Origin of the sequence: Bacillus sp. CCB-MMP212, assembly GCF_022748145.1 — a bacterium.
In the GTDB taxonomy this organism is placed as follows: Bacteria; Bacillota; Bacilli; order Bacillales; family Bacillaceae_G; genus Bacillus_A; species Bacillus_A cereus.
This window is the reverse complement of the sequence record NZ_JALDQE010000008.1, coordinates 182,980-200,830: the sequence shown is the minus strand read 5'-3', so window position 1 is coordinate 200,830 and position 17,851 is coordinate 182,980. Positions and strand designations below refer to the sequence as shown.

Sequence of the window (17,851 nt, the reverse complement as noted above, 5' to 3'; positions counted from 1 at the left end):
TTACAGTTACAACTATATGTACACATTCTGCAATTTGTAAATCTATATTTTCCGACTAAATTCAACATTTATTTCGCTTATTGCATAGTTATTAAAATTATGAATAAAACTCATATTTATACTGTATCAATTCATACTTTTATTCAATTTAAGCATAAAAAACCATTTCACTAATAATTCTAATTTCTTTTTATACAGCAATCTTACATATTTTATTAAAGGAAATAGTCTAATTTATACTCCGAAAATAAATTCAAGAATATTCCAACTGGTCACTAGATATACTTCTTATAACATAAGCTGCAAAGGAGGAGTCCGTACATAATGGAATATAGATTTTTAGGTAACACGGGATTAATAGTTTCAGAAATAGGATTCGGTTCTTGGGCAATTGGTGGAGATGAATGGGGAGCAGTAAAAGATAATGAATCACTTGATGCAATTGAGAAAGCAATTGATCTAGGGGTCAATTTTATTGACACTGCTGATGTATATGGATTAGGTCATAGTGAAACGTTAGTTGCAAAAGCTATAAATAATCGTAGACAGGATATTATTCTTTCTACAAAAGGTGGATTAATTGGTCATCATTATGACCCAAATCAACCAGCCGTTTATGGAGATCCTCAAAAGATCATTGATGCGTTTGAGGCTAGTTTACTGCGGCTTAAAACGGATTATATAGATGTATACTTTTGTCATATTTGGTGGGATAAACCTGAAGAAACAGAAGCCTTTCTACAAGCTTTCCAAACCTTAAAAAAAGCTGGCAAAGTGAGAGCCGTCGGTGTTTCTACTAATGATTTAGATTATATAAAACATTTTAATCAGAATAATGATTTAGATGTCGTACAATTCGACTATAGTATTTTGAATAAAGAACCTGAAAAAGACATCCTTCCTTATATTGAAAAACATAATTTAGGTGCTGTGATAAGAGGTCCACTTAAGATGGGAATTTTAACTGGGAAATTTAATCATGAAACTCAATTTCCAGACGAGGATTTAAGAAAAGATTGGCCAAAAGAAAAATGGTTTAAAGATAGCTTACACACAGTAGAGAAATTACGTTCACTTGTACGTTCAAATCGAAGTTTAGCGCAAGTTGCTTTACGTTATGTTTTAAGTCACCCAGCCGTTTCAGTTGCTATTCCTGGTGCAAAAAATTCTAATCAGGTTGAAGAAAACTCTTCACACTTAACTCGCCCATTATTATTAGATAATGAAATTGAATTCATTAAAAAGCTTTGATCAGATCATTATTCACCTACAAAAATTATGCTGATTCTTCTACCAAATCCATACTACTACTTCTTCTCAACTAGAACATATCTTTAACACTTCCACCCTATTTTTTCTCTTTTTCCAACAATATCTACAGTTTATAAGGTAGTTGAGCTCTTATATTCAACTACCTTATAATAGTTCTACATTAGATTAAATTACCTACTACATTAGTTGCATACATGCTAGGGCATCATGCAAACCGAATAAACAATTAATTCAGAAATATTTTTAGAAACTTCATTATCTCACAATTAATTTTTTTGAAATAAATCAAAAAATTTTTCTTTACTTTAAATTCTATAATTCATATAATCTTCTATGGAATTACATTTTTTTCTAAATAGCTCCTCATTTCTAAGTATTCAAAAGGACAATTACAAATTATTACACCCTTATGTTTAACCAAGTAAAATAAAAATCCAGTTTTTCACAAGGAGAAGTGACTGCATGCAAGATATTTTAAAATTATTTCCGAGCGTTGACGGAAATGAAGAAAAACAACAACTTTTATTAGAATCTATGCAGAAAATAATTAAAAATCTTGACCAATTAAAAAATGAAGAGCGAGCTACTTTAGGTAAATGTGAGGAAAAATCAGAAGGATACTACAATGGCTTAATTCACCAAAGTCATATTCCACTAGCTGGCATCACTATGTCTGAGGTTATAGAAGAGCTAAACCAATTTATGAATGGCCATCCTTATCCAAATAAATACTACTTATCGAACGCCGTACCACTACCAAGTATTCCGTCATTATTGGGTCAACTAACCATGGCTCTTTTAAATGGTAATGGTGTTTGGGATGTCTATGGCCCAGGGGCAGCAGAAGCAGAAGTAAAAGTTGTATCCATGCTTTCAAAACTGATTGGTTATAATCCGCATAATAGCGGTGGTTATACAACATGGGGTGGACAAGGTTGTGTATTTTCGAGCTTACGTTTAGCAATTTCTAAACAATTCCCATTAGCAAAAGAATATGGTGCTCCACAAAATGTATATTGCTTTGCTTCTGAGAATGCACATTATAGTTTATTAAAGTCAGCTGAAGCAACTGGCATTGGATCAAATCACTTAATTAAAGTGAAAACTGATCCTTATTCAAATTCTATGGATATAGATGATTTAGAGGCCAAAATGATACAAGTTATTAATAATGGCGGTATCCCCCTTTATATTCTAGCTACTATGGGGTCAACAGATACTTTTACCATTGATGATATAAAAAAAATTAAAGAGAGCGCTGAAGCAATACAAAAAAAATATAAATTAAAACCCATTTATATCCATGCGGATTCTGCAATGGGTGGATTCTATAGTTTCTTTAATAATTATAATTTCGAAGAAAATCCACTTTCATTTGAACCTAACTTAAAAAATGCTTTACTATACGTACAAGATAAAATGCAATACATGGCACTTGCTGATAGTGTATGTTTTGATTTTCATAAATTAGGACAAACACCTTATGCTTCAAGTATTTTAATCGTAAAAAATCATACTGATTTACAGCTGATGGACATTGAACAAGATGACACACCTTATCTTGGTAATAGGTCATATGGAAGTTATCATACAGGCTATACCTTAGAATGTTCACGATCTGGTAGTGCTATTCCGATGTATATCAATCTATTAGCCTTTGGAATTGAAGGATATCAAAAATTATTAGCAAATTATATTCGTGTAAATCTATTATTTAGAGAGAAGTTGCGCAAGGCCCTCCCTCAAGTCGCAATTACAAATGATTTTACATATGGACCAATTACAACTTTTCGTTTCTATATGAATGGAGATGGCCAAGAAAATTGGGAAAAAGAACGAATAGGCCTTGCAACAAAGGAAGAAATTGAGGATACAAACCGATTAAATATAGTACTATTTAATTACCTAGGAAAAAATCGCGATCAAGTATTTTTTGGTGATACAACTCGTTCTTGTGTAGTAGATGTAATAAACAGTTATGATAGAAATCCGATTTCTACATTAAAATTCTTTTCTATCTCTCCATATACAACTGTTGAATGTATAGATGAGATCGTAGAATTTCTTTATGAACATATTTCGATTGCTACTAAACAGATTCATTCATATGTTTCATAAGCATATTTGTTAGCGCTTTAATAGTTAAACTTAACTAAATGAAATAAAATTTTTAATCCTTTTAATTACTATTCACTATATCAGGAAAGAGGAAAAACATATGAATATAGAGCTACTTGATACACACCACGTGAAAGATGCAGCACATTTGCTTGCACATTCTTTTGTGAATAATGAACCTCTTGTAAGCAGTTTACAAATTCCTTTTGCTCCTTTTCACAAAATGTGCGAAGAAATGATGAAACAAGCTGTATCTCAAGCTATGTCATTTGTAGCAATAGAAAATTTTCAAATTGTTGGAGTTCTTTTAACAAAAAAAGTAACCCAGCCACTAATAGATACAGAGAAAGCGATTGAACTATGCCCGCAAATGGAACCTATTTTTCAACTTTTAGATACATTAGAGACAGAATCTATTGAGTTTTCTCATTTAGAGAAAGAAAAATTGGTCTATCTAGATATGGGCGCTTGTCATCCAGATTGGATGGGAAGTGGTATAGTCACTACCCTTCTTTCACATGCCATTCAAGAGATAAGTAAAAAAGATTTTGATTTTATTGCTGCTTGCACAAATAAAATTTCTCAAAAAATCCTTAAAAAACTGTATACGACCTTTGAAATGAATGAAATAGTGTATAGTAAATTTCTTTATAAGGAAGCATGTCCATTTGCTAATACAACAACTTCCTTAGCAGCCCAATTACTTTATATACCTCAATCTCAATTTGTCATCGAGGCCATATAAATTCGTGAAGAAGACTAGCTGTACTTGAGTGCAGCTATTTTTTATACAGAATAAGTTAGTAAAAGATATTCAAGTTAACATAAGTGTCACCTTTCACAATTTACCAAATCATTAAAGGAATCTCCTTTCCCCTATCGAATTACTGTAGAGGAAAGGAGAGGAATACATGGAAATTCTAGGATTAGATCCTCGCGCATTAGCAACTTTAGGTGCACTTGAATACACCAATCGACGCAATAAATTAATTGAAGACTCGGAGAATAACATATACGATTGTAAAGAAATAAAAGAAATACTTCAATCACTCCCTAAAGAGAAGCAGATTGAGGTTCTTGAGAATCAAGCTCACTTTGAAGCAGTGGCAAAGATGATTGAACAAAACAATTTAATTCTTATAGAACAGATGAAAGCTCTACAGTTAATTCAGAAATAACAAACTTATAATTGATTAATTCTACATATGCTTCCATAAATAATATATCTTTATTTATACCATCAGCCTCTGTTTTTACAGGGGCTTTTGTTATACGTTGATTTCATATTTTGAATTTGAATGGTTTCTTTCACATGTACGAGTATGTCTTCTAATAAACCTGTAGTAGACTCTAATTCTTACTTTTCCATTTTCTCTGTTACAGCACTGATAAGTTCTATAGTACTTTTGCACCTAGTGTTATCCTCCAGGTAGCACCAGGTTAAGATCCTTGTTTTGTTGTAATAAGAATAAGCCGTTTAGCCTTTATCTTTGTTGCGTATGAAGTATGAGCTGCTCCTATTCCGACTACTTATGAAGAGGCCTGTGTAATATCTCATCCGTATGTTAAAATTATTATCCTGTAATGGGCGAGCCATTATCCCAACGAAGGTTGAATCTATTTCAGATTGTACTTCCCATTCAAGGCATGTGCAGTTTCTTTTTTTAAAGGGGACTAATCTTTATCAATCTTTTATTAAAGACAAGTGTATGTTCACAATTGCTATACTCTCCAGTCCTAAGAATTCTAGGGCGATGGTATATACGTTTAAAACCTATAACTAAAACGGTTTACCTGGAAATGAGTGTGTTACTCTCATTACTCCCTGACCGGTATTATAAACATAGAATGTCCAGTACTTATTTGGGTCCCTTAAATCATCGAACCAACGGGCAGATGTAACGCCCGCGGGAACCCACTGGTGAATAACGGTCGGCTCGTTTTCACTCAGTCCACGATCAACCCAAGAACCTTCGCCAGGAGCTAATCCTGAAGGTGCTGGTCTTTTCCCTCCCCTGAAAAACAACTCAAGTATATTGAAATCTCCCTGTTGATTTCCCGGTTGCGCACTAAAACTAAGAGCGCCACCTCCCCGGACAACTAGTGGATAGCTTTGTCTAATGGACGTTTCCTCTCCCACATATTGCCCAGGTTGTGGCGCATCTTGATAACCAGCTTGATAGCCGTCTCGATAACCAGCCTGGTATAAATCTGAATTAGGACCAGTTGTACGATTCGTTATACCATCGTCATAAGTATAAGGTGGATAATACGGGTTATACGGATAATACACAGACAATCACTCCTCAATTTTAATGTATTTTTCACGGTATTATATTTTGCTGTCTATGTGTTAGATGATTGTCTATTCAAAATTGGGGGATTGCCTAACAAAAAAACTTTCTCCGATATCAGAGAATTAAACGTATACAAGATATAACCCTATTTTATCTATGTTGATTTTTTACAGTGCTCTATCCCTTTACTTAATTAAACTTAAACCGGTAACTCCCATAAGAATATTTCGTAATATACCTTTACTATCTATAATCAAATTATAGATAGTAAAGGTAATACATTATCTTTCACGATATAACACAAAGATAATAATTGTTTCGAAGTATTTTGATTAAATTCCATAATTACACATGTTAAGAATATGTAATTCCCTTCTGTTTTAATTAGGTAATTTACGTGTTGACCATTTACGCTTAGCGTTTCTCTTTCCTTTTCAATTAAGGTAATTGGGCATTTTAATTTGCCCTAAGCATCGAATTTCCAACTTAAAATGTATACTAAAATAAACACTACATACCATCTTTCATTTCATAGGAAGATACAAAGTCGCAGGAGCTATCACACCGCGCACACTTTCCGATAAAATTAACGATTATACTAATCAAACCGTGTGAAATGTCCTTCCCGCTCATTTCCCATGTAAATATGCAAAAAAAAGCACATGTTTAGGCTGCACGTGCTTTTATCATTCTATTTAAAGTTGATATCGTGATTTTCCGTCTTGTCTTGCCAAAATTGTTTTTGTTGACGTCTAATTGTCGCTAGAAAAATTCTGCTTTTCCATAAATTTAATAACGCTCATTTCTTGTATATTTTTCATTACCGCTCTTCAATAAACAACGACATCAAACTACTTACGAAAATTACTTTCTTATTTCTATCAGACGGCAGTGACTGGCAATATGTAATCCATTGTAAAAATATCAAATCCATCCCCCCATACGATTTTCCCTATTATTATGTTTTAGCCTATACACAAATTAAATTAATGAATATATAGGTTAATGTATTAAATAAATTTACAAAAAGAAAGAGGTTAGATTTATGTATCAGAATCTATATCCATATAACTATTATAATAATTCAAATGAATTTCGTGCATTTGAGGTTGGACATTTTTATGACACGCAAAAAGATTTAAAAATAGAAATGACCCCTACTGGTCAAACACCTTTTCTATTTGTAATTCCTGCTGGAACACGTTTATTTGTACACAGAATTGACCATGAGGCAGGTCATGAGATGGTTACAGGAATATTCTCTTTTAAAGATAATGGGATGTGTACAATTAAATCTCTTAGAATGCCAACTGATATGCTTAACACCAGCGGAGCAAGAAGATTATAAATCTATAATACAACCACCTAGCGCTAACCCATTAACAGCAGCTATAGTCGGTTTAGACAGATTCTCTAGTTGCTTAAGAGGTTGGTGCAATTCTAATGATTTCATCTCGGCATATTTTTCACCTTTGCCCATCCAATCTGGAAATTCTTTTATATTCCCTCCTGCTACAAAGGCCTTTTCTCCACTTCCAGTTATAATTACGACTGAAATATCATTATCAATTTCTATTTCCTCTAATACATCTACTAATTGTTGAACTACTTCTAAACTTAAAGTGTTGACTGGTGGATTTTGAATTGTAACGACTGCAATACTTTCTTTTTTATTACAAGTTACTACTCGTTCATTCTTCATAAAAAATCCCCTTTTAAAATACCTAATTTTTCACAACACCAAGCATCTTTACTTCACTCACCATCAACCTAAATTTCCAAATATGGTTCCGCTTTTAGAAATTCATCAATTTATTGTATGAACTGTAGAAGCATAAAATGAGCAATCCTTTCTTGGCACCATTTTATAATCTCAACATATTTTTAAATTGTTCTTTTACTATATTAATTGGCTTCATGTTTCTTTGGTTTCCGTTGCACAGTTTCTAAAGCTGGGATGACTCTTAGAAAAAATGAGATAAGAAGTATGATACATGAGGTACATTAAATGAGAACAATTTAAGAAAGACACTATTTTAGTAACCACTTGTATTTAATTCTTTCTTAACTAATTTGTTGTAATAACAAACAAATAAATCACTTTATCACTTGTTTGCTCTCTCACTATATACCTAACAGTCACTTCCTTTAGATGACATTCCATTTTTCACGTTTTGTTTCTGCTTGGATTTCTCCTCTTATTTGTTTTATCTGCTCTTTCAAAAGTAACAATCTTTCGCTTTTTCGCAAATTTTTTTATGCCCTTTAACCACTACACTCTATATGACGTATGACTCACCCATTTCACGTAGAAATCATGATTTTTTTCACTTATACTTACTATGTCGCAGGAGCTATCACACCCGCGCACACTTTCCAATAAAATTAACGATTATACTAATCAAACCGTGTGAGGTGAGGTGTTAATGACATTTTTTGAAGAAGGATGCATAAACTCTTTCCATTCTCTCAAAAAGAAAAAAGAGTAATCTCACGAATGCTCTTTTAAATGCGATATCTAACTCTTATTCTATAATTTTTGCTTCAATATGAGGTAGCGTAATTTTATAATTAGCTGTTGATTCATATGTATGAGAACCCATTACCCTTCCATATACTGTAACTATATCTTTATCAACAAATTGCGTTGTGCCATCATAAGTGACATAGATAATATCATTAGAATTATAGCCATAGGACTCTTTTGTAACAGCTAATCGTATCATTGTAGAGTTTCCACTTTCCATTATTTGCAATATCTCACCTTGATACTTTACAAATTCCATTTTAAATTTATCAGGGTTTTTCTTTAGTTCTGCATAACGAATTTGTTTAGCTTCTTGCTTCTGTTTCTCTCTTGATTTTTTATCCGATTCTTCTTTAGTATAAGCATTGGCTATCTCCAGCTTCCCTAAATTATTAAACTCAATATCATAATCATTAGCATTAAAAGAAGATTCTTTTATTTTTCCCTCTTCTATATTAACTTTGTTTTGAATATTTTTGTAGCCACCATATTTCTTAAAAAATTCTTGATTATTTGCATCATTCACTGGAACAGAAACACTTATTGTATAAGTTCCATTTACTACAAACTCATAGTCCCCAATTTCAACATGTAATTTCCCTTCTTTAACAGGCGCATTTCCTCCGTAGATTTCTTTCGTTGTTTCATCTCTAATTGAAACACCTATTTTTGTACCTTCTGGTATATTAGTATTCGCATTAACAGTAACAATATCTTTGTCTTTTTCGTATGCAATATTCTCTAATTTGAAATACATGGTTTCTTCTTTTTTTATTTCAGCTGTTTTTTCAGTTTCAATCGTTTCTTTATCTTTAGCAGAAACTACCTGCTCCCGCTTCTCTTTACTAGTTGAATCTTCATCATTATATTGAGCACACACCATCCATAAAATTAAACAGCCTATAGTTAACCCAAACCATTTCTTCTCATTACCTGTTCTTTTTAAAAGAGACATTATACCCATGATGAATAGGACAATTGCTCCTAAAAAACTAATTAAAGACAAAAAATCAGACATTCTAAAGTTCCCTCACATTCTATGTATTTATTAAACATTCCAATCAAAAATACTAATAATATAATAAATTGATATTTCGATAACCCAAAGCAATAATAACATTTGGATGCTAAATATAACAATAATTTCTTTTAAAAACCAATAAAGTAAAATTACTCAAAACAACTACATTAAAAGAAAAAGAAATTCAAAAGGTCATTTTTATTTGGTGGGCTGAACTGACTGATACATGTGACAACAAATTTAGGTATCCGGCTATGAAAATACAACTAATTCGTGATGACTTAGATAGTTATCAGCGAAATTAAGCCTGTACATTTGGAATAATCCCCCCTGTAAACGGCTTATATACTCTAAAACCCTAGATGTTCCTCTACCTCTGAGATCCGAAGTTTTAAATTTCACATGAATTTTTAGACACCTTGCGAACCAAACTCCCTCCGCTCGCGCAGAAATCATGAATTTAATTACTCATACTTACTAAATTGCATAAGCTATCGTACCCACATACACTTTCCAAAAAATTATCCATTATACTAGCTAAGCCATGCAAGATATCCTTTCCGCTCATTTCCCATGTAAATACACGTAATAAAGCGACAATGAAGTTATTTACGTTTAAAAGTTTAAACAAGTATACCCCCGTTCTATAATTAGGACGAGGGTATACTTAAAATCTTTTAATTTTTGATGTAAGATATTCACTACCAAAAAATATAACAATAAATTCGTTTAAAAATGACTTCTTTGGCTCTTTTATATATTTCTTCTTGAGCGTTTATACATTTTCATTGTAACTAACCAGCTCATAATTGTGATTCCTGCAAAAATTAATAGCAAATTACTATACAAATGAGTGGACAGATCAGTATTTATAGGTAGTAATTTTCGATTTAGCAAATGTATCGATAATAATCCACCTACAATCGCAATACCCATTCCTTCTGATAGAAAGCTTGTAAAATTAAGCAAACTCATTCCAGCACCTGTTTCCTTTTGTTCCAAACTTCTTGAAACGATGGTAGAGATAACTGTTTTCGTAAAAGAAAGCCCGCCAAAAACAAAAATTACTATAATTGTTATGACCCAAGGCGTTGTTTCTATAAAAAGGGCTGCTACTAAAAAACTTATAGAAAGAAATGCAACTCCAGTTGTTAATACAAATAGAGAACCTTTCTTATCAACAAGCACTCCCCCAATATAACCGAAAACAATAACACTCATGGCTCCAGGAAAAATAATCCCACTTCCAATTGTGGCAGTACTTAATTGGTAGACATCTCTCATCATATAAGGAACCATAGAAATAAATCCTGCTACGGTTCCCAATATAAGTCCTCCACAAATGATTCCAATCATAAATGATATATTTTTTCCTAGTGAAGGATTAACAAAAGGATGAGACACTTTTCTAATATGTTTAACAAATATCAAGAAACATATAATGCTAACGACTAGAAAGGAAACTCTATAAGATGTCGTAAACATTATAAAAAATACAATACCTACGGACATATATATTATTCCTTTAACATCAATACTTCCTTCTATTACATCTTCCTGTTTCAATAATTTTGCAAGGAAGGGAACAGTGATAATCGTTACAACAGGCAAAAGTAGTATATAAGACCAATGAGCATATTCGGAAATTACTCCACCAACAGATGGTCCGACACCTTCTCCCATTGCTACAATGGACCCAATAAGCCCAAATGCTTTACCGCTATTTTCTTTTGGAATATAGCGCGCAACAACAACCATTACAAGTGCTGGAAATGCAGCTGCGCCAGCTCCCTGAATAAACCGAGCCAAAATAAGTAGAGAAAAGAATGAGTGTCCAACAAACCCGATAACTGATCCGAAGCAATTCACTATAATTCCAAATAAGAGTAGCTTTTTGATGCCTAACTGATCTGATAGTTTTCCATATACAGCTGTTCCGATAGAAAAAGTTAATATGAATGCTGTGTTTATCCAGTTTATACTTGCTGGCTCCTTATTAAAATCACTAGCGATATCAGGTAATGAAACATTCAAAACCATTTCGTTTAAAACACTGAAAAAAGAAAGAACACAGAGCCATAATAAAATTTGATTATGGCGTAATATTGAATGTGAATGAGATGAATTCACACTTTACCCTCCAATAATAAGGGTAGACGTAGTTTATAGGGTCATTGATACGCTTTCCCTCTTTAAATGTACCCAACTATATTTATTGCACTTCATAAATAATTCCTCCCCAAAAATGATTTACATATTATATCACACATATACAATTTAAAATAAAGCATATTCTACAATACGTTGTGCATAGATAATAAATTCATCCGACAATCCGTAAATAACATATTTGAGCATAAAGAAATAAAATTCCTTAAAGAGAAGCAGGTTGAGGTTCTTGAGAGTCAAGCTTATTTTGAAGCTGTGGCAAAGATGATTGAACAAAATAATTTAATTCTTTTAGAACAGATGAAAGCTCTACAGCTAATTCAGAAATAACAAACTTATGATTAATTAGTTCTACGTATGCTTCCATAAATAATGTATCTTTATTTATACCATCGACCTCTGTTTTTACAGGGGCTTTTGTTATGCGTTGATTCATATTCTGAATTTGAATAGTTTCTTTCACATGTAGGAATAGATCTTCTAATAATCCTGGTGTCGACTCTAATTCCTGCTTTTCAATTTCCTCTGTGACAGCACTTATAAATTCCCATAGTACTTTTGCACCTAATAGTTCTGCTAATCGTTTTTCACGCATTTCAAATGTTTTCATATTCATACTTAAACACTTCCCTTATTTCATATTTTCTTAAAAATAATTAATAAATTATTTCGTTTTAGGAAAACAATATAGAAATGAAATCCCTCTATAAATTACACGTATCGTGACATTAATCTTCAAAAAAAAGAGTCCAATCAAAATTTAGTAACTTAGCTATTTTCTTTGCGACAGGAACACTTGGATTTCTTTCACCACTTTCAATCATTGCATACATACTTCTAGATATTCTTGCCTTATATGCAACATAATCTTGTGTTTTCTCTTTATTTTTACGTTTTTCCAATAACCAAAACCTCATTATTCCCCCTCTTTCTTTGTCACAAAATGTGTAACTTATGATTATATTACATAATTATAAGTATGAAATCAATGTTTTTTACACATTTCGTGTACTTTGTTAAATGTTACAAATTGTGACGTTATAATTGATATAGAAAACACCTAAAAGGAGGTAGCATATGTTTGGCACTAGACTACACACTCTTCGAAAAGAACGCAAACTGCGTCAAGAAGACATGGCAAATCAACTAGGGATTGCTCGAACTACATATGCAATGTATGAACAAGGAAATCGAGAACCTGATTATAATACATTGATAAAATTAGCGACTTTCTTTGAAGTATCAATTGATTACCTCCTCGGTACAACTGAAATGAGACAAGTTACAGACATACAGGATCCTGAGCTTTCTCAATGGTTTGAAGATATAAAAAATGCAACTCCTCAAAAGCGTGAGGAATTAAAGAAGTTTTGGGAGTTTATAATACAAAGAGAAGACTAGATTATTTAAACGACCTTCACCTTGACAAGGTGGAGGTCGCTGGTTCGAACCCAGTCGGGATCATTACCTTATGTATCATGTGTTGAAAAATCTAATAGCTAATCAAAACCATAGTTGAGCACCGCTCTAGTTTTGATTGAAACTCCTCCTTTAAGTCTGAATAAGAATGAAGGAGTTTTTTTGTGTCCTTAACTTACTTCACTGAAAAAGAAACCGTAAAAATAGACAACCTCACAAGCGAAAAACTAGCAAAATTTCCAAAAAAATTTCTGTCGAGTGTTTATTTGAAAGACTCATTGTAGCAAAGTTTCTTCTACATGAAAAACAGAATACTATGTATATCAAAAACTATATTAATTCAATTCAGAAACGTTTGCTTGAACGACTGAACGTTAAAAATGGATCTACGTTATTTAACTATTATCGAGGCGATTTCTCAACAAACATAAGCAAAGTGCTCGTTCACAGTGTCACAGAAAAATTCTACACTTGCAACGAGATGTAATGTTACCGCTTCTACTATTTCACGCAACTTAAAGAAAATTAAAGATAAAGGTGCTGATTTAATTCAAATTGAACAAAATCGCAATGTATCAGAACAATTCGCTTCGCTTGTATTTACATTCATTCCACAAGAAGAAGGACGCTCTAAAACAGAGCTCCCTACAAAACGATATTATCCATGAGGAATATATATTTGCACGTAAAAACGGAATCAATAAGAAATTGTATTTCAAAATAGTCAATGGGATAAGAAATAAACGTGGCATAAATAATTTAAGGGCATATATTTTTGGCGCAATCAAAAACGTAATTAATCGCATATCATTCCGTAACGGTACAAGAAAATACGATAATCCAATCATTCAATTCTTTTATAATTGGTTAAACGACACAGAACAGTAAACACCTCGAAATTTGGATTTTTATTAATAGATTTTTAAATAATTGCCGTTTACTGTCCCATAGAGATATCCCCAAAATGCGGTCTATATTTTTTAAATATTAATATTCAATTTTAATCTGTGAATTTGTTCCTGCACCCTTTATTTACATATATAAACTACCATGAATCCACTTAAAGAAACATGGTTGTGAAGTAAATACAGAGGTAACTATTTATGCAATTGTAATTTATTTGTGAATAGTAATGTTAAAAACAAGTTAGGAGAGTTTTTTCACATCCTTTCATAATATTATTATATTGTGTTTATTTTCAGTGTAAGGAAAGAAACAAAAAAAACGCTCTTCAATTAAGATAATAAGCATTATACAGTAAAATTGATATTTTATTTACCATTACCAAAATTACAAAATATTGATATACTTATATTTAAACTCAAGAAGTGTGAGTTTAATATTTCTAATGGGGGTTTAGATTGTTATGACAAAACTAAAAATGGTTAACCTACCTAACAAGACTTTGACTGAAGAAATAATTTTTAAAAGTTTAAATGCCGCAGATATATTACATGAACAATTTTCTATTACTGATTTACCTAATGGGATGATTGGCTTAGCTGCAGCTTTACCCGCCGCTACTGCTGTATTTGATTTAGCAGGTTCATCCCTAAGTGTTCGAAACAACGGTGCAATAAATTATGCCGCAGATTCTCAGGATTTATTTAGGGGCTTGAGTGATATCATATATACACATGGGGGAATTATCGAAAAATTTCCAGGTGATGGAATAAGCATGCACTTTCCGGCAGTTAATGTCAGTAAGGAAACCGCTATAATAAGAGCTTATAAAGCAATAAAAGAAATGGACAGTTTTCTTCGTGACAAAAAGAACATGAACAAAAGTCAATATAGATTTACTCTTACCTATGGGGATGATACAATCGTAACTAAATTCGGAAATGACCGACACGAGGAACTTATTTCAATAGGTCATGCAGTTAATGTTGCACACAAATTAGAAAAACAAGTTAAAGCTGGTGGCTATTACATAGGTATGGATAATCAGTGCAAACCGATTATCCAAAGAGAATGGAATAATGAAAATTATCAACCTGAATATATGCTAAATGACCTTTGTAGAAGTGGCAATTTAATCGAATTCTGGTATGGGGTGAAGTAATTAAATGAACTTTTCCAATAAAGAGGAACGTGATCGTTTATACGATTATCATAAACATAATTTAGTTTACATTGGAGACTATATTAAATTTGCAGATACAAAAGCTGGGGTTGCATTAGGAGCAAACTTAGTATTATTAGGTTTTTTTGGGAATGCAGCTAAAAACGTTGGATTTAGTGGTTTATCTTTTGCCGAGTATAGTTTATTAATTGGATTAGCGCCATTACTTATAGCTTGTTTTATCTTCGTTCTTAAAGTTCTATGGCCAAATTATCCCACCAGTACTAGCGCATACATGTCTTGGGGTGGAATTGGTTCCTTCCCTAGTAGTCAAGAATATTTAAATCGCTTAAATCCTGTAAGTAATAAACAATTTATTAATGATATGGCAAGGCAAAACCACAGCCTTGCTGATGTATGTTTAACAAAATATAAGAATTTAAAACTTGGTTTTATTTTTTTAACTTTCGGGACCATTATTGAAACTGTTAGTTGGTTTTTCAGCTAGGAAAAGGATAAACTAATTTAGTTTATCCTTTCTTTATTTTCTAACTAAACCCACTTCTCCATTAACCCCTAGTTCTTTCATTACACTCTTTTCATCGTTTACATATATACCAAATCTATCCTGTCCAATTAACTTTCCTTGAGAATCATAGAATTTACATCCCATATAGTGATGTCCATTATATTTCGTGCTTTGCTTACAAACATATTTATTTTTATATTTATCCATAGCAAATGTTAAAGCACGCTCTCCTTCACTTGCCTCATTTCCCCTATTTATTACTGTCCATTCAACACGACTAGGCTTTACTAATGTTAAGGATTTTTTAAGAATAAGCTTAAATGTAATGTTTGTCCCTTTTTGAATAGACCTACTATTACTTTTATATGGAACAATATTCTCTAGATCTTCTGAGACTTCACAAATAATTTCAAAATCGTACGGCGAACTAAACCTAGTGTTTTTTTCTTTTTGCAAGAATGCAAAAGAATTTAGATACTTTTCCCAATCGAATATTCTCATCTGATAATAAGCTTGTAATTGGGAGTCGTATAATACATATTTTTCTTCATTTATTTTTTTATCCTTAATAAAAGTTTTAGTTTTAATAAACTCATCTGGTAAATCTATATAGGAGTATATATTCTCCCCAATCATAATGTTATTTCTTGGGGATTTTGCTTGAAGCTTTGCAGCTAAATCTGTATGAATACTAGTGGAAGTTACTTCCGAGACTGAATCTAGCCCATAAAAAGACCATAAAACTTGATGCTCATCCCCTATATCAATCCCTATTCTAATCCTTAAAGGTTCAAGTCCATTAGCTTTAAAAAATTCTGAAAGAGTATACTTATTATAGGCTTGCATTAGTGAAGCTGCATTCAACGCATTAATAATTGCATCTGATTTCTTCATATCCTTATGACCAAAAAAAGCAAACACTGCGTCCCCTTGCAATCGATGAATATGCCCATCAAATACTTTGAAAATCTCAATTGCAGTTTTCAAAATAGCATTTTTATAAAAACGTACAGTACGTAATGGGAATTTCAGCCCTAATTTTGTTGAGCCAGAAATATCTAAAAATAATGAACATATATATTGGTTTCTAGATTCTCCTTTTGATAAATCTTTGAAATCTGGATGGGTTCCAATTGTGTTAGAAAATAGGTTTCCATCTTTTCCAAACAAGTTACGCAATTGTACTTTAGCAGGCAAAGAAACCTCTGAATCTTTAGACGTCGCTATTTGTTCAAACACTTCATAATGTGATTCTTTTAATACTTCTTTTGGAATTTCGTGTGCAAATAACTGGTCAAGTATCGGTTTTAGCTTATCCATTTCTACCTCCTCTGAAAAATATAGAATTAATTATATTTTTCATTTCTTCCAAATTAAAAGATGATTTTATTTTTTAAAATTATACTGCTGTTTCTAAGCTATAGTGTAAACTAATTTGAAACTTCCCTGCTTTTATTTCCCCAAGATTATAAGCTATATCTCTAATATTTCCGATATTTAATAGTATGTCTTTATCTTGGGGTTCTTTGAAAATAACACGAAATTCTTTTTGAAATTCAAAGAATTAACGTTTACTTGTAGGCTTTGATTCTGCTTCTTCTAGCGGTAAAGGATAACATTCAATTTCATCGTCATTATATGTACTTCTCCCACGCATTCTGCTTAAATTTTCTCTTTCACAGGCTGCATCTAATCTTTCAATAATTTCATCTATATCTTTAAAAACAATTAAGTCCCTGCCAGCAAATTTTCTGGATAATTTTCTCTCTATTTCTGATTTCAGGGTTAGTATATTTTGCTTTTAATCTACAACAAAATCATCTCTAAAAGAAATTATGACAAAACAACATATTGGACAATTTTTCAAATTACTATGTATGTGCTTAATGAACAATGCCTTTTTTAAAGTTAAGAGACAATTCTCTTCCATCGTCAGTAATAATAAACACCTGGTCTTCTTGTGGATTCATTATTCGACTCCATACTTCCTCTCTCTTATCACCAATGCCTTTATCAATTTGCTTTTCTTCTAAATCTATGAAATACCTATTCTTTGCAAAATAAAAGTCTCCATCCAACATACCTTCTGCAAATTGACTCTTTACACATTGCAATACTATAAAAACATCTTGATTTTCAGTCAAATAACACCCCATCTGTTTGGATATACCATTTATTCCATTATAACACATGTAACGGAATGTACGTTCGTCATTTTTCTTATATATAAGAAAGTCGACTCTGAGAAAAAAATATAAAAAATTTCATTTTAACCTTGCAAATCTTTTTAAGTCAATACAATACATTTGTAATCAAAACTAAGTAAAACACAAATTGGAGGAATTATTTTATGAAAAGAAATTAAACATTGCTGGATAAGAATTTGTTAAAGTTGGCGCTGGATATCAAAATGGAAAGTTTTACAATAAAAAAC

General features: G+C 32.0%; 17 protein-coding genes and 1 pseudogene. 9 read left to right on the top strand and 9 right to left on the bottom strand.

What is annotated here, in order from left to right; genetic code table 11:
* The first annotated feature begins 324 nt into the window (after nt 1–324).
* The 4 genes from MRP26_RS21925 to MRP26_RS21910 all read left to right on the top strand — a co-directional run bounded on the left by MRP26_RS21925 (nt 325) and on the right by MRP26_RS21910 (nt 4,568).
* Nucleotides 325–1,251: an aldo/keto reductase gene (locus MRP26_RS21925; RefSeq protein WP_242806958.1), complete on the top strand. Its 927-nt coding sequence runs from the start codon at nt 325–327 to the stop codon at nt 1,249–1,251.
* 483 nt (nt 1,252–1,734) lie between these two features.
* The gene (locus MRP26_RS21920) at nt 1,735–3,390 is read left to right on the top strand and encodes a pyridoxal phosphate-dependent decarboxylase family protein (protein WP_242806956.1); all 1,656 of its coding nucleotides are present in this window, start codon (nt 1,735–1,737) and stop codon (nt 3,388–3,390) included.
* Nucleotides 3,391–3,490: 100 nt separating this feature from the next.
* Nucleotides 3,491–4,135 carry a hypothetical protein gene (locus tag MRP26_RS21915; RefSeq protein ID WP_242806954.1) on the top strand — a complete coding sequence of 215 codons (645 nt, stop codon included), beginning with the start codon at nt 3,491–3,493 and terminating at the stop codon, nt 4,133–4,135.
* A gap of 166 nt (nt 4,136–4,301) precedes the next feature.
* Nucleotides 4,302–4,568: a hypothetical protein gene (locus tag MRP26_RS21910; protein WP_241754050.1), complete on the top strand. Its 267-nt coding sequence runs from the start codon at nt 4,302–4,304 to the stop codon at nt 4,566–4,568.
* Between the two features lie 602 nt (nt 4,569–5,170).
* Here MRP26_RS21910 and MRP26_RS21905 read toward each other — a convergent pair.
* Nucleotides 5,171–5,683 carry a hypothetical protein gene (locus tag MRP26_RS21905; RefSeq protein ID WP_242307515.1) on the bottom strand — a complete coding sequence of 171 codons (513 nt, stop codon included), beginning with the start codon at nt 5,681–5,683 and terminating at the stop codon, nt 5,171–5,173.
* Nucleotides 5,684–6,732: 1,049 nt separating this feature from the next.
* Here MRP26_RS21905 and MRP26_RS21900 point away from each other — a divergent pair.
* Nucleotides 6,733–7,035: a hypothetical protein gene (locus MRP26_RS21900; protein ID WP_000284559.1), complete on the top strand. Its 303-nt coding sequence runs from the start codon at nt 6,733–6,735 to the stop codon at nt 7,033–7,035.
* Nucleotides 7,036–7,047: 12 nt separating this feature from the next.
* Here the strand turns inward: MRP26_RS21900 and MRP26_RS21895 are convergent.
* From MRP26_RS21895 to MRP26_RS21875, 6 genes and pseudogenes are all read right to left on the bottom strand, one after another.
* Nucleotides 7,048–7,389 (bottom strand): annotated as a pseudogene (locus tag MRP26_RS21895) (enoyl-CoA hydratase-related protein); the annotation flags it as partial.
* Nucleotides 7,390–8,212: 823 nt separating this feature from the next.
* Entirely contained in the window at nt 8,213–9,232 is a 1,020-nt protein-coding gene (locus MRP26_RS21890; protein WP_001279317.1) for a hypothetical protein, read from the bottom strand.
* Nucleotides 9,233–9,988: 756 nt separating this feature from the next.
* On the bottom strand, nt 9,989–11,365 hold the full coding sequence (gene tet / locus MRP26_RS21885) for a Tet(L)/Tet(K)/Tet(45) family tetracycline efflux MFS transporter (protein WP_242806953.1): 1,377 nt from the start codon (nt 11,363–11,365) through the stop codon (nt 9,989–9,991).
* 33 nt (nt 11,366–11,398) lie between these two features.
* Nucleotides 11,399–11,461, bottom strand: coding sequence for a tetracycline resistance efflux system leader peptide (locus MRP26_RS31105; RefSeq protein ID WP_141551094.1), 63 nt, complete (start codon nt 11,459–11,461; stop codon nt 11,399–11,401).
* A 148-nt stretch (nt 11,462–11,609) separates the two neighbouring features.
* A complete protein-coding gene (locus tag MRP26_RS21880) occupies nt 11,610–12,020 on the bottom strand; it encodes a hypothetical protein (protein ID WP_242806951.1) in 411 nt (136 codons plus the stop codon).
* Between the two features lie 112 nt (nt 12,021–12,132).
* Entirely contained in the window at nt 12,133–12,321 is a 189-nt protein-coding gene (locus tag MRP26_RS21875; protein WP_168455217.1) for a helix-turn-helix transcriptional regulator, read from the bottom strand.
* A gap of 160 nt (nt 12,322–12,481) precedes the next feature.
* Between MRP26_RS21875 and MRP26_RS21870 the strand changes: the two genes are divergently transcribed.
* From MRP26_RS21870 to MRP26_RS21855, 4 genes are all read left to right on the top strand, one after another.
* Nucleotides 12,482–12,805 carry a helix-turn-helix domain-containing protein gene (locus tag MRP26_RS21870; protein WP_084065901.1) on the top strand — a complete coding sequence of 108 codons (324 nt, stop codon included), beginning with the start codon at nt 12,482–12,484 and terminating at the stop codon, nt 12,803–12,805.
* A 467-nt stretch (nt 12,806–13,272) separates the two neighbouring features.
* On the top strand, nt 13,273–13,491 hold the full coding sequence (locus MRP26_RS21865; protein WP_242806949.1) for a hypothetical protein: 219 nt from the start codon (nt 13,273–13,275) through the stop codon (nt 13,489–13,491).
* Nucleotides 13,492–14,189: 698 nt separating this feature from the next.
* Nucleotides 14,190–14,888: a hypothetical protein gene (locus MRP26_RS21860; RefSeq protein ID WP_242806947.1), complete on the top strand. Its 699-nt coding sequence runs from the start codon at nt 14,190–14,192 to the stop codon at nt 14,886–14,888.
* 4 nt (nt 14,889–14,892) lie between these two features.
* Nucleotides 14,893–15,396, top strand: coding sequence for a Pycsar system effector family protein (locus MRP26_RS21855; protein WP_168409601.1), 504 nt, complete (start codon nt 14,893–14,895; stop codon nt 15,394–15,396).
* A 33-nt stretch (nt 15,397–15,429) separates the two neighbouring features.
* On the opposite strand, the gene MRP26_RS21850 is transcribed toward MRP26_RS21855, so the two are convergent.
* The gene (locus tag MRP26_RS21850) at nt 15,430–16,737 is read right to left on the bottom strand and encodes an adenylate/guanylate cyclase domain-containing protein (protein ID WP_242806945.1); all 1,308 of its coding nucleotides are present in this window, start codon (nt 16,735–16,737) and stop codon (nt 15,430–15,432) included.
* A gap of 563 nt (nt 16,738–17,300) precedes the next feature.
* Nucleotides 17,301–17,561, bottom strand: a complete 261-nt coding sequence (locus MRP26_RS21845; protein WP_242806943.1) for a hypothetical protein — start codon at nt 17,559–17,561, stop codon at nt 17,301–17,303.
* Nucleotides 17,562–17,851: the final 290 nt, after the last annotated feature.